The 12,666-nt window shown below is 67.1% G+C and carries 15 protein-coding genes; 5 read left to right on the plus strand and 10 right to left on the minus strand.

Features of this window, described 5'->3' with window-relative positions; translation table 11 throughout:
- Positions 1 to 3: 3 nt before the first annotated feature.
- From ccmI to ccmA, 9 genes are read right to left on the minus strand one after another with little or no spacing between them, the layout of a single operon-like run.
- On the minus strand, positions 4 to 1,227 hold the full coding sequence (ccmI, locus tag ACRWQA_RS18540) for a c-type cytochrome biogenesis protein CcmI (RefSeq protein WP_434227894.1): 1,224 nt from the start codon (positions 1,225 to 1,227) through the stop codon (positions 4 to 6).
- Complete coding sequence (locus ACRWQA_RS18545) at positions 1,224 to 1,679, minus strand: cytochrome c-type biogenesis protein (RefSeq protein WP_412031213.1); 456 nt, start codon at positions 1,677 to 1,679, stop codon at positions 1,224 to 1,226. The genes ccmI and ACRWQA_RS18545 overlap by 4 nt, the downstream gene beginning before the upstream one ends.
- A gap of 8 nt (positions 1,680 to 1,687) precedes the next feature.
- On the minus strand, positions 1,688 to 2,221 hold the full coding sequence (locus ACRWQA_RS18550) for a DsbE family thiol:disulfide interchange protein (protein WP_263582429.1): 534 nt from the start codon (positions 2,219 to 2,221) through the stop codon (positions 1,688 to 1,690).
- On the minus strand, positions 2,218 to 4,224 hold the full coding sequence (locus ACRWQA_RS18555) for a heme lyase CcmF/NrfE family subunit (RefSeq protein WP_434227892.1): 2,007 nt from the start codon (positions 4,222 to 4,224) through the stop codon (positions 2,218 to 2,220). Before ACRWQA_RS18555 ends, ACRWQA_RS18550 begins: the two co-directional genes overlap by 4 nt.
- 12 nt (positions 4,225 to 4,236) lie before the next feature.
- Positions 4,237 to 4,740, minus strand: coding sequence for a cytochrome c maturation protein CcmE (gene ccmE, locus ACRWQA_RS18560; protein WP_263582428.1), 504 nt, complete (start codon positions 4,738 to 4,740; stop codon positions 4,237 to 4,239).
- Positions 4,730 to 4,969: a heme exporter protein CcmD gene (ccmD, locus tag ACRWQA_RS18565; protein ID WP_263582427.1), complete on the minus strand. Its 240-nt coding sequence runs from the start codon at positions 4,967 to 4,969 to the stop codon at positions 4,730 to 4,732. Before ccmD ends, ccmE begins: the two co-directional genes overlap by 11 nt.
- Positions 4,969 to 5,709 carry a heme ABC transporter permease gene (locus tag ACRWQA_RS18570; RefSeq protein WP_434227889.1) on the minus strand — a complete coding sequence of 247 codons (741 nt, stop codon included), beginning with the start codon at positions 5,707 to 5,709 and terminating at the stop codon, positions 4,969 to 4,971. Before ACRWQA_RS18570 ends, ccmD begins: the two co-directional genes overlap by 1 nt.
- Before the next feature lie 14 nt (positions 5,710 to 5,723).
- Positions 5,724 to 6,461 carry a heme exporter protein CcmB gene (gene ccmB / locus ACRWQA_RS18575; RefSeq protein ID WP_434227887.1) on the minus strand — a complete coding sequence of 246 codons (738 nt, stop codon included), beginning with the start codon at positions 6,459 to 6,461 and terminating at the stop codon, positions 5,724 to 5,726.
- The gene (gene ccmA / locus ACRWQA_RS18580) at positions 6,448 to 7,092 is read right to left on the minus strand and encodes a cytochrome c biogenesis heme-transporting ATPase CcmA (protein ID WP_434227885.1); all 645 of its coding nucleotides are present in this window, start codon (positions 7,090 to 7,092) and stop codon (positions 6,448 to 6,450) included. The genes ccmB and ccmA overlap by 14 nt, the downstream gene beginning before the upstream one ends.
- 202 nt (positions 7,093 to 7,294) lie before the next feature.
- On the opposite strand from ccmA, the gene ACRWQA_RS18585 reads away from it, so the two are divergent.
- The 5 genes from ACRWQA_RS18585 (at position 7,295) to ACRWQA_RS18605 (ending at position 11,268) form a co-directional block, all read left to right on the plus strand.
- Positions 7,295 to 7,774: a LexA family protein gene (locus ACRWQA_RS18585; RefSeq protein WP_263582423.1), complete on the plus strand. Its 480-nt coding sequence runs from the start codon at positions 7,295 to 7,297 to the stop codon at positions 7,772 to 7,774.
- Positions 7,774 to 8,391 (plus strand): IMPACT family protein, encoded by a 618-nt coding sequence (locus tag ACRWQA_RS18590; RefSeq protein WP_434227883.1) that lies wholly within the window; start codon positions 7,774 to 7,776, stop codon positions 8,389 to 8,391. The genes ACRWQA_RS18585 and ACRWQA_RS18590 overlap by 1 nt, the downstream gene beginning before the upstream one ends.
- A gap of 97 nt (positions 8,392 to 8,488) precedes the next feature.
- Positions 8,489 to 9,073 (plus strand): chromate transporter, encoded by a 585-nt coding sequence (locus ACRWQA_RS18595; RefSeq protein WP_263582421.1) that lies wholly within the window; start codon positions 8,489 to 8,491, stop codon positions 9,071 to 9,073.
- Positions 9,070 to 9,600, plus strand: coding sequence for a chromate transporter (locus ACRWQA_RS18600; protein WP_263582420.1), 531 nt, complete (start codon positions 9,070 to 9,072; stop codon positions 9,598 to 9,600). Before ACRWQA_RS18595 ends, ACRWQA_RS18600 begins: the two co-directional genes overlap by 4 nt.
- A 60-nt stretch (positions 9,601 to 9,660) precedes the next feature.
- Positions 9,661 to 11,268 carry a gamma-glutamyltransferase family protein gene (locus ACRWQA_RS18605; RefSeq protein WP_434227880.1) on the plus strand — a complete coding sequence of 536 codons (1,608 nt, stop codon included), beginning with the start codon at positions 9,661 to 9,663 and terminating at the stop codon, positions 11,266 to 11,268.
- 65 nt (positions 11,269 to 11,333) lie between these two features.
- Here the strand turns inward: ACRWQA_RS18605 and ACRWQA_RS18610 are convergent, their stop codons facing one another.
- Complete coding sequence (locus ACRWQA_RS18610) at positions 11,334 to 12,656, minus strand: sodium ion-translocating decarboxylase subunit beta (RefSeq protein WP_434227878.1); 1,323 nt, start codon at positions 12,654 to 12,656, stop codon at positions 11,334 to 11,336.
- Between the last annotated feature and the right edge of the window lie 10 nt (positions 12,657 to 12,666).

Raw genomic sequence — 12,666 nt, forward strand, 5'->3', positions numbered from 1 at the left:
CGGCTATTCTATGACACGGTCGATCACGACCTCCACGGGTTCTCCTTCAACGTCGCCCACCGGCACACCTTCCCTGTCGCCATACATGTCGCCGGCCTCAGGTGCCACACCACCGCTACGGGTCACGCGAACCAGCAAACGCACCTCGCTGGCCTGGGACAGGCTGGCGGCATCGGACATGGCGTGGCGGTCGTCGAGCACCAGGGTCGTCGGCAGGTCGCCGAGGGTTACCCGCGCCACCGCCAGCGGTGGCAGCTCGCCCTCCATGTCACGCGCCACGATGAAGACGCGGGTATCGTCGTCGAGCAGTCCCTCGAGGCTTTCGTCGAGGCTGACGCGCACCCGCACGCCAGGCCCCTGGGCGATCGCTTCCTGCTCGCCGCCCCCGCCGAGGCGCTGCTGGGCGACCTGAATGCCTTCGCGCAGCGCCCGCGCGGAATCGGAGTCGGACATGCCGGCAATGGCCCGCCGCCAATGGTCGATGGCCTGCTCGTAGTCACCCCTGTCGAAGGCGTGCACGCCCAGCATGCCGAAGATGGTCGGCTCGCGTGAGTCGCGCTCGAGGGTCTCGTCGATCAACGCCTGCACCTCGTCGGTGAGGGTGCGGTCGGCCATGAAGAACATCAGCTGCGCCTTCTGGGCCAGCAGCGAGGGCGACCGTCCCTCGAGCTCGATCAAGCGATCCAGCGCCCCGACAGCGGCCTCGCCCCGGACCGAATCGCGGTAGAGCGGATAGAGCGAGGCCCACACGTTGGCATTGTCCGGTTGGCGCTGGGCCTCCTGCTCCAGCCGCTCCAGCAGGGTCGGCAACGAATCGCTCTCCTGGAAGGCGGCGAACAGGCGCAGGTCGCCCTCGGCGCCCTCATGCAGGTACCAGAGCATGGCGGAAAGGACCACTGCCAGCGCCACGACGGGCACCGCGAAGCGACCGGCGGTGGGCGAATGCAGCGGCCCGCGGTTCAGGCTCTCGGTATCCTCGAGCAGGCTGCGGTCGAGTTCGAGACGGTCCTCGTCGAACTGCACGCGGTCCACGTCGCCGCGTTCGAGCGCCGCCTCAAGCGACGCCAGGCGACGCCGATAGATCGCCACGTTCTGCTCGGCCGCGCGATCGTTGGCTTCGAAGCTGGCCTGGGCATCGTGTACCAGGCGGGCACGCCGGAGCGGCACCACCAGCAGCCACAGCGCCGGTAGCAGCAACAGGCCGAAGGCTAGCCACAATACGATCATTGGCCACTCTCCCGGTTGATCAACGTCTCCAGGCGCCGGCGTTCCTCATCGCTCAGGGCCCGCACCGAGGCATTGCGACGCGCCCGCACCAGTAGCATCACCAGGATCCCGCCGGCCACGACCAGCACCGCAGGGAGGCCCCACAGCAGGTAGGTGCGGCCCTCGAGACGAGGGTTGTAGAGAATGTAGTCGCCGAAACGCTGCACCATGTGGTCGCGGATCTCCATGTCCGAGCGTCCGTCCTGCAGCAACAGGTAGACACGGTCGCGCATGTCACCCGAGACCGGCGCGTCGGAGTCATTGATCGCCTGGTTCTGACAGGTGGGGCAGCGCATGGAAGCCGTCAGGCTGTGATAGCGCTTCTCCATGACCGGGTCGTCGAATTCGCGCACTTCGATGGCGGCGCCATGAATCATGCCGGCCACCAGCATCAGCGCCATGCCGAGGAGCATCCAGCGGACTACTGCCATTTTTCCACCTCCGGCAGGATGTGTTCACGTAGGTCGGACGGCGAGATGTACCCGGTATGGTGGTAACGGATGATGCCGTCGCGGTCGACCAGGAAGGATTCCGGGGCCCCGTAGACGCCCAGCTCGAAGGCGAGCTCGCCTTCGGGATCGAAGATGTTGACCTCGAACGGATCGCCGAACTCCTCGAGGAAGCCCAGCCCCTTTTCGCGGCTGTCCTTCCAGTTGATGCCGACGAGCCGCACGCCGCGACCGGCCAGGTCGAGCAGCTGCGGCATCTCGCGCTTGCACTCGGGGCACCACTCGCCCCAGACGTTGACCAGGGTGACCTCCCCGGGGATCAGCGACTCATCGACACGCCGCTCGGGGTCTTCGAGCGTGGTGAGTTCGAAGGCGGGGAAGGCCCGCGCCTCCTCGACCAGTCTCGATTCGCGATGGAACGGGTTGAGCCCCAGCCCCAGGTAAAGGAACAGCATCAGCAGCAGGAAGCCGAGCAGCGGCAGCATCAACAGCAGTCGACGACTCATGCTGTGGCCTCCCGTGAAGCGCCTTCGCGGGCGCTGTCCTCGGGATCGCGCGACGTGGCCAGGCGCCGGTAGCGCCGATCGATCACGGCCAGCACGCCGCCGATCGCCATCAACAGCGCGCCGAGCCACAGCCAGCGCACGAAGGGCTTGTACTGCACACGCATGGCCCAACTGCCGTCACCCAGGTCTTCGCCCATCGCGACGTAAAGGTCACGGAACAGGCCGGGGCGCAGCGCCACCTGGCTCATGGGCATGCCGCGCGCGATGTAGAGCCGCTTCTCGGGATTCATCGTGAAGCTGCGCCGGCTGTCGCCGCGGCGCACCTCGAGCTCGGCGCCGTCGGCGATGTAGTTGGGTCCACGGCGGCTGGTCAGCTCTTTCATGGTGAAGGTGTAACCGGCGACCTCGACGCTGTCGCCGGGCGCCATGCGTGCGTTGCGCTCGATCTCGAAGTTGGAGACGACCGCCACTCCGATGATGGTGACGGCCACGCCCAGGTGTCCGAGCTGCATGCCCCAATAGGCCAGTGACAGCTTGCGCAGCCCGGCGCCGAAGGAGTCGGCGCGGCGGGACTTGTCGTATAGGTCGCGCAGCGTCGGCAGCACGATCCACATCGCCGCCACCAGGCCTAGGGCGACCCAGGCGTTCCACTCGCCGCCGATGACGAACGGCATGAGCGCCGCGATGAGCAGCGCCACGATACCGGCCAGCCACAGCCGCTTGACCAGCAGCCGCGGGTCGGTCTGCTTCCAGCGGGCGGTCGGCCCCAGGCCCATGAACACGCACATGATGACCGTGAGCGGCACGAACAAGGCATTGAAGTAGGGTGGGCCCACGCTGATCTTGCCCAGGTCGAGGGCATCGAGCAGCAGCGGGTAGACGGTGCCCATCAGCACGGTGACGGTCATGATCACCAGCATGATGTTGTTGATCAGCAGCAGGGCGTCGCGCGACAGCCAATTGAAGCCGGTGCGCTGGCTGACCCGCGGCGCGCGCAGCGCAAAGATCAGCAGCGACAGCCCCACGGTGATACCCAGCAGGATCAGGATGAAGAAGCCGCGCGAGGGGTCGTTGGCGAAGGCGTGCACCGAGGTCAGCACGCCGGAGCGCACCAGGAAGGTGCCCAGCAGCGACAGCGAGAAGGTGAAGATCGCCAGTAGCACCGTCCAGCTCTTGAAGGCGCCGCGCTTCTCGGTGACCGCCAGCGAGTGCATCAGCGCGGTGCCGGTCAGCCACGGCAGCAACGAGGCGTTCTCGACCGGATCCCAGAACCACCAGCCGCCCCAGCCCAGCTCGTAGTAGGCCCACCAGCTGCCCAGCGCGATGCCCACGGTGAGGAAGGCCCAGGCCAGGTTGGTCCAGGGCCGCGCCCAGCGCGTCCAGGCCGCATCGAGGCGGCCGCCGAGCAGGGCGGCGATGGCGAAGGCGAAGACCACCGAGAAGCCCACGTAGCCCATGTAGAGCATCGGCGGATGCAGGATCAGGCCGATGTCCTGCAGCAGCGGGTTGAGGTCGGCGCCGTCGCTCGGCACACCCGGCAACAGCCGCTCGAAGGGATTGGAGGTGACCAGTACGAAGGCCAGGAAGCCGACGGCGACCAGGCCGAGCACGCCGATCACGCGCGCTACCATGTCGCGCGGCAGCTCGCGGGAGAAACGTGCCGCCAGGTAGCCCCAGCCGGCCAGCATCAGGCTCCACAGCAGCACCGATCCCTCGTGGTTGCCCCACACGGCGCTGAGCTTGTAGTACCACGGCAGCATCGAGTTGGAGTTGTTGGCCACGTTGGCCACGCTGAAGTCGTCGAGCAGGTAGCTCGCCGTGAGGCACAGGTAAGCGATGATCACGAACAGGAACTGACCGGCGGCCATGGGGCGAGCATAGGCCATCCACAACGGCCGGCGCAGCGCGGCGCCGGCCAGCGGCATCACGCCCTGCACCGCCGCCATCAGCATGGCGATCACCAAGGCGAAATGGCCGATTTCAGGGATCATTCGAATGAGCATGACGTCTCCGGGTCAATTCTGGCTCGCGCCCTCTCGTTCCTCGATGCGCTCGGCCACCTCGGCGGCCTTGGCCTGGTAGTCGGCGGGCGAGTAACCGGCCGCTTCGAGCGCTTCGGACACCTCGGGAGGCATGTAATTCTCGTCGTGGCGCGCCAGTACCTGGTCGGCCTTGATGTAGCCGTCGCGCTGCAGCTGGCCGACCACCACCACGCCCTGCCCTTCACGGAACAGATCGGGAAGGATGCCACTGTAATGCACGCGCACGTCCTCGACATAGTCGGTCACGGTGAACTCGACATCGAGGCTGTCCGGATTGCGCCGCACGCTGCCCTCCTTGACCATGCCGCCGGCACGCAGCTGGCGTTCGAACGGCGCGTCGCCGGCGACGATCTGAATCGGACTGAAGAACAGGTTGATATTGGCCCGCAGCGCATAGAGCGTCAGCCCCACGGCAATCGCCGCGAGGGAGACCAGGCCCAGGACCATGAACAGCTTCTGTTTGCGTTTAGGCCTCATTGGTGCTTTCACCCCTACTAGTTCGAATCGGTTGCGCCCCGCCGCCGCGCCCGGCCTGATGGGCTTCGCGGCGCACGCGACGCTGCAGTTGGCGCAGCACCTGGCGACGCTCGAAGCGGGCGTGGAGTACGGCGCCCAGCAGCAGCACGGCGGTCAGCCCCCAGGCCGACCAGACGTAGCGCGCGTGCCCGCCCATGGCGAGAAATTCCTGGAAGGTATCGAAAGCCATCAGTTCACCTCCTCGGCCAGCTCGCGCACCCAGCGCTTGCTGGCTTCGCGGCGCAGGATCTCGCTGCGGGTGCGCATCAGGGTCAGGGCGATGAAAAAGCTGTAGAAGCCCAGCACCATGATCAACAGCGGCAACCACATCTGCATCGGCATGGCGGCGCGTCCGGTGACGGTAAAGGTGGCGGGCTGGTGCAGCGTGTACCACCAGTCGACCGAATACTTGATGATCGGGATATTGATCACGCCGACCATGGCCAGCACCGAGGCGGCGCGCGAGGCGCTGTCGCGGCTGGCGAAAGCGCCGCGCAGGGCGATGACACCGAGGTAGAGGAACAGCAGGATCAGCATCGAGGTCAGGCGCGCGTCCCACATCCACCAGGTGCCCCAGGTGGGCACGCCCCACACCGCGCCGGAGAACAGTGCGACGAAGGTCATGGCGGCGCCCAGCGGTGCCATCACGGTCGCGGCCATGTCGGCGATCTTGATCTTCCACACCATGAACACCAGCCCCGTCACCGCCAGGGAGACGAAGATCGATTGGGCCAGAAAAGCGGCCGGCACGTGCACGTAGATGATGCGGAAACTGTTGCCCTGCTGGTAATCGGCCGGGGCGAAGGCCAGCCCCCAGACGGTACCGGTCACGAGCAGGATCAGCGCCGCGGCCCAGAACCAGGGCTGCAGGCGGGCGCTGATGGCATAGAACCACTTGGGGGAACGCAGCTTGTTAATGAAGGCCCACATGCCTCGTCAACCTCTCAACCGTTGATGCTGATGCGCAGCGATGCCGCGATCGCCAGCGGCGCAAGGATCAGGGCCAGCGCCAGCAGCGCGCCGAGAATCGCCAGATGCGCCAGTACGCCATCGCCGAAGATGGCCGCCTGGACGGCCCCGGCACCGAAGATCAGCACCGGAATGTAAAGGGGAAGCACCAGCAGTGACAGCAGCACGCCGCCACGCGAGAGCCCCACCGTCAGCGCCGCTCCGATGGCACCAATCAGGCTGAGACTGGCACTGCCCAGCGCCAGTGAGACGGCCAGCACGAGATAACTGCCCGCCGGCAGCGCCAGCATGACCCCCAGCAAGGGCGCCATCAGCGCCAGGGGCAGGCCGGTCAGCAGCCAGTGTACGGCCACCTTGGCCAGGGCCAGCATCGCCAGAGGCTGAGGGGTCAGCAGCAGTTGCTCCAGCGAGCCGTCGTCGTAATCGGCCCGGAACAGGCTGTCCAGCGACAGCAGGGCCGCCAGCAGTGCCGCCACCCACAGCAGGCCGGGGGCGATGGCCGCCAGCAGCGCCGGATCGGGGGAAATGCCGATCGGGAACAGAGTAATGACGATGGCGAAGAATACCAGGGGGTTCAGCACTTCGCTGCGCCGCCGCAACAGCAGCACCAGGTCCCGCTTAAGCGTTGCCCATACTGCGACCGCGAGGCCGCCGCGAGGTTCCTCGCCAACCACCGCGGCCTCCTCGCTCAATGAGCCTTCAGTTACCGGCATCGGCTCCTCCTCCACCGAGGCGGATGCGACGTAGCTCGGCGCATGGCGTCAGTTCGTGATGCGTGGTGACCAGCACGCTGCCGCCACGGCGGGCATGCTCGACCAGGCGCCGCTCCAGCGCCGCGACACCGTCGCGGTCGATGGCGGTGAAAGGCTCATCGAGCACCCACAGCGGGCGCGGCGTGAGCACCAGCCGGGCCAGCGCCACGCGACGCTGCTGCCCGGCGGAGAGCTGAGCGGCCGGCACGTCTTCGAAACCGACCAGGCCGAGCTCCTCCAGCGCACTCAAGCGAGCCGCCTCACCGCCACGCTGGCCGCCCAGCGCCTGGTACCAGGCGAGGTTCTCCAGCGGCGTCAGCGCCGCCTTCACACCCGGCGCATGGCCCAGGTAGAGCAGGCTCGCCAGGAAGGCGTCGCGCGCCTTGCGCATCGGCCGGTCGTCCCAGAACAGCTCGCCCTCGTAATCCGCCAACTGGCCGGAGAGAATCTTCAGCAGGGTGGTCTTGCCGCTGCCGTTGGGCCCCTCCACACGGACGATCTCTCCCGCGCGGATATCCAGGTCCAAGCCCCGGAACAGCCAGCGATCGTCACGTTCGCAGGCCAGGCTTTGCGCTTGCAGACGCAGGCTCAACGGCACTCTCCAGGCAGGGTAAATTCGACCGAAATGCTACACGGAAAGCCCTGTAGCCGCTAGCGATCAGGGTGCGTCACGGCGCCACCCTTGCCCCAGGTCAAGGTGAAGGGGCATCAGCAAAACTTGCCACTTGCCCATCGCTTGGTATGATGCAAGACACCTGTACATTTCAACAGGGTCGCAAAGAGGGGGAACGCCAATGCCAACGCCTTCCATGCAGTACCTGTACCGCCGCCCCAATCTGCCCATCGCCGACTCATGGGCCGACGTCGATGCCAGCGATCTCGTCGAGGTGCCCCTGCTGGGGGATGTCTCGGCGGGCCTGCCCATCGAAGCCTGCCCCAGCGGCGGCGCCATTCGCGCCCCCGCCTGCATGGTTCGCCGCAACACCTATGCCCTGCGCGTGCGCGGCGACTCGATGATCGACTGCAACATCTTCGATGGCGACGTGATTATCATCGAGCGACAGGAGAGCGCCGAGAATGGCGAAACGGCAGTCGTACTCATCAATCAGCAGGAAGTGACGCTGAAGAAGCTCTACATCGAGAAGAGCGGCGTTCGCCTGCAGCCGGCCAACGAGAACATGGCCCCCATCTATCTGAAAAACAGCGACATCCAGGTGCTCGGCATGGTGATGGGCGTGGTGCGGCAGCAGGATCGGCACGAGCTGACCCACTGATGCGCTATCCGGTGCCCGACCTTTCCCCCGGCCAGAGGTGGGAAAGCGTCACCGAAGTGGAGAAGAGCCGTTTCATTGCCTGGCTCTGCCACGCCCCCGACGCGGCGGCCTTCGCTGCCCTGCTGGCCGAAGCCCGCCGCGTCCATCCCAATGCCAGCCACCACTGCAGCGCCTATATCGCCGGCCCGCCCGGGGAGCAGAACGCCATCGGCTTCTCCGACGACGGCGAACCCGGCGGCACCGCCGGGCGCCCCATGTTCCAGGTGTTGGAAGGCGCCGGGCTGGGCCAGGTGGGCTGCGTGGTGACACGCTATTTCGGCGGCACCAAGCTCGGCACTGGCGGCCTGGCCCGCGCCTACGCCCAGGCCGTGAGCCAAGGACTGGAAACCTTGCCTCGTCGCGAGGAAGTCGAGCGCTACTCGCTGCGCCTCAGGGTCGACTTCGCCGGCGAGGCAGAGGCCCGCGCCTGGCTTGAGAGCCACGACGTGCCGGTCGATACGGCCGAGTACGCCAGCGATGGCGTACTGCTCAGCGTCGGCTGGCCGAGCGACGTCGTGGTCGACCTGGCGCCGCTGGAAGCCCGGCTGCGTGGCAGGCTTGCCTTGATCGAAGGCTAGCCCCGAACCACGCTGCCATTTGCGCGGCGCTGAGCGAGTAGGGTAAACCTTCCAAAGCAACGACCATGCACTTCGTCCCCGCGAATGAGGAGTCTTCATGACGCCGCGTGCCAAGGCGCCACTCGGCGCCCTGTTCTGGGCCTTCACCCGCATCGGCCTGTTCGGCTTCGGCGGCGGACCGGCGATGATTCCCCTGGTGCAGCAGGAGGTGGTCAAGCGTCACGCCTGGCTCAGCGACGAGGAGTTCGCCGACATCCTGGCCATTGCCAATACCCTGCCCGGCCCCATCGCCACCAAGATGCCCGGCTATATCGGCTTTCGGCTGGCCGGCACGCTCGGCTGCGCGGTCGCCGTCAGCGCCGTGATCCTGCCCATGATCGTGGCGATGATCGTGTTGCTCACCACGCTGAGCCGCTATCGCGACGTGGCCTGGATCCGGGGCATGGGCCAGGCCGTGGTGCCGGTGGTCATGGTGATGATGGGACAGCTGACGCTGGATTTCTGGAACAAGTCGCGGCTTGCCCTGGGCTGGATCGCCAGCCTGGTCATGGCAGCGGCAGCCGGTGGCCTGATCTATCTGGCAGGCGTGCATCCCGGACTGATCATCGGCGCGCTGCTGGCGGTTGCCCTGCTGTGCCCACTGCCCAGGCGGCAGGCGAAGCACAAGGAGACGAGCCCTTGATCTACTGGCAACTGTTCCTCGCCTTCTTCATTCCCAATATCGTCGGCTATGGTGGCGGCCCGGCGATCATCCCGCTGATCGAAGCGGAGGTGGTGGGCCGCTACGACTGGATGAACCCCCAGCAGTTCGCCGAGACCCTGGCGCTCGGCAATGCCCTGCCGAGCCCCATCGCCACCAAAATGGCCGGCTACGTGGGCTATGACGTGGCCGGTATCGGCGGTGCCCTGGTCGCCGTGCTGGCCACGGTGATGCCGTCGCTGTTGCTGATGCTGGGCGCCCTGGGCATTCTCTATCGCCATCGCGACTCGCTGCGCGTCAAGCGCATGAGCCAGTGGGTGCGCCCGGTCATCGCCGTGATGATGGCCTGGCTGACGTGGAGTTTCCTCAGCGAAGGGCTGGGCGGTGCCGGCCCTCTGCATACGCTGCTGATCGGCGCGGTCTCCGCAGTCGCCCTGCTACGCTTTCGTACCCATCCGGCGTTCGTGATCCTGGCCGCTCTCGTCTACGGCGGCCTCTTCCTCGGCTGACCCGCGGCCGGGCACCCCATGCGCCGCACTGTTCCGTAACCTGAACGTCAAGGAGCCTCCATGCAGCACGATGCGCACTACTACCCCAGCCCCTCGCGGCGCATGGCCACCTTCGGCAGCCGCGGCATGGTGGCCACTTCGCAGTCCCTGGCCGCGCAGGCCGGCATGCAGATCCTTCAGCAGGGCGGCAATGCTGTGGACGCGGCGATCACCACCGCCGCGGCGCTGACGGTGGTGGAGCCGACCTCGAACGGCCTGGGCAGCGATGCCTTCGCTATCGTCTGGATCGACGGCAAGCTGCATGGCCTGAACGCCAGCGGCCCGGCCCCAATGAAGGCGACCATCGAGGCCGTCCGGGCGCTGGGCCACGAGCGCATGCCCGAACATGGTTTGGTGCCGGTTACCGTGCCCGGTGCCCCGGCCGCCTGGGCGGCACTGTCCGCACGCTTCGGCAAGCTGCCCTTCGCCGACCTGCTGACCCCGGCCATCGCCCTGGCGGAAGCGGGCTTCCCGGTCTCACCGACCGTCAACCGGATGTGGGAGGAGGCATTCGCCAGCTACAGCCGCTACGACGCTCCGGCGTTCAAGCCCTGGTTCGACACTTTCGCCCCCGGTGGCCACGCACCACGAACAGGCGAGCGCTGGGCGGCACCCGACCATGCCCGCACGCTACGCACCATCGCCGATACGCAAGGTCGAGCCTTCTACGAGGGCGAGCTGGCCGAGCGTATCGACGCCTTCATGCGCGAGCACGGTGGCCTGCTGTGCCGCGAGGACCTGGCAGCCTTCGAGCCCGAGTGGGTCGAGCCGATCGGCACCCGTTACCGGGGGCATGACATCTGGGAAATCCCGCCCAACGGCAGCGGGCTGATCGCGCTGCAGGCGCTGGGCATGCTCGAACGCCTCGGAGCGGAAGGGCGCGATCCTGTCGAAACCCTGCACCGGCGTATCGAAGCCACCAAGCTGGGCTACGTCGACGGGTTGCGCTACATCACCGAGCGCGAGGCCATGGGCCCCAGCATGGAGCAGCTGCTGGCCGACGATTACCTCAAGGCGCGAGCCAACCTGATCGGCGAACGGGCTCTGGACCCCAAGCACGGCAACCCGATCAAGGGCGGCACGGTGTACCTCGCCACCGCCGATGGCGAAGGCAACATGGTGTCGTTCATCCAGAGCAACTACATGGGCTTCGGTTCGGGCATCGTGGTGCCGGGTACCGGCATCAGCCTGCAGAACCGTGGCCATTCGTTCTCGCTCGACCCCGGGCACGCCAACGCCCTGGCGCCGGGCAAGCGCACCTACCACACCATCATTCCGGGGTTCATCACCCGCGCTGGCGAGGCGGTGGGCCCGTTCGGGGTGATGGGCGGCTTCATGCAGCCGCAGGGCCACGTTCAGGTGATCACCGCCATGCTCGACGAGCACCTCAACCCCCAGGCGGCACTCGACATGCCGCGCTGGAAGTGGGTCCAGGGGCTGACCGTGGAGGTCGAGCCGCACTTCCCCGACCACCTCGCCCAGGCCCTGGCGCGCCGCGGCCACCATATTCTCAAGCAAGCCGACGCGCTGAGCTTCGGCCGCGGCCAGGTGATCCTGCGCGACCGCGACAACGGCGTGTTGTGCGGCGGCACCGAGCCGCGCACCGACGGCGCCGTGCTGGCCTGGTAGCGAGCCTTGTGTCAGAAACGGCAACGGCGCCCCGCGGGCGCCGTTGCGTTCTTCGCGGGCCTTGCTCAGCCCAGGTACTTGATCATCACCCCCGCCGCTACCGCCGAGCCGATCACCCCGGCCACGTTGGGCCCCATGGCATGCATCAGCAGGAAGTTGTGCGGGTTGGCCTCGAGCCCCACCTTGTTGGAGACCCGGGCCGCCATCGGCACCGCCGAGACGCCGGCCGAGCCGATCAGCGGGTTGATCGGCATGCGGCTGACGAGGTTCATCAGCTTGGCCATCAGCACCCCGGCCGCGGTACCGATACCGAAGGCCACGATCCCCAGCCCCAGGATGCCCAGGGTCTCCACCGCCAGGAAGCTCTCGGCCATCAGCTTGGAGCCCACGGAGAGCCCCAGGAAGATGGTGACGATATTGATCAGCGCATTCTGCGCGGTATCGGAGAGGCGCTCGACCACGCCGCACTCGCGCATCAGGTTGCCGAAGCAGAACATGCCCAGCAGCGGCGCGGCATCGGGCAGGAACAGCGCAACCAGGAGCAGCAGCGACACCGGGAATACGATCTTCTCGAGTTTCGACACCGGGCGCAGCTGGGTCATGGTGATCTCGCGCTCACGCTGGGTGGTGAGCAGCCGCATGATCGGCGGCTGGATCAGCGGTACCAGCGCCATGTAGGCGTAGGCCGCCACGGCGATGGCCCCCAGCAGTTCCGGCGCCAGCACGCTCGACACGTAGATCGAGGTGGGGCCGTCGGCGCCGCCGATGATACCGATGGCAGCGGCCTGGTTGAGCGAGAAATCCATCCAGCCGAGCGCCGAGAGTCCCACCGCCCCGAGCAGGGTGGCAAAGATGCCGAACTGCGCCGCCGCGCCCAGGAACAGCGTACGCGGGTTGGCCAGCAGCGGACCGAAGTCGGTCATCGCCCCGACGCCCATGAAGATCACCAGCGGCGCGATGCCGGAGGCGATCGCCACGCTGTAGAACTGGTACAGCATGCCGTTGCCGTAGCCGGCATCCATCGCCACGTCGCCGGCCGCCCGGTAAGCCTGGGGCGTAATGTCGCCATGCAGCGCCGCGCCGATGGCGTGGCGCCAGGCATCGACGGAGGCGCCGTCGGCCAGCTCTACGTCTAGCACCGCAGCCAGCTGCTCCAGCACGCCGGGGCGTGCCATGTGCACGGCCTGTTCCGCCGCCGACAGTGCCAGCCCGGCCTCGGGGATGTTGGCCAGGATGCCGCCGAAGCCGATCGGTACCAGCAGCAGCGGCTCGAACTTCTTGTAGATGGCCAGGTAGAGCAGCACCAGGCCGACCACGATCATCACCGCCTGGCCCAGCGTCAGGTTATAGAGGCCGGAGCCCTCCCACAGGGTCAATAGCTTGTCCATTGGCATCGAC

Source organism: Billgrantia sp. C5P2 (assembly GCF_051062895.2).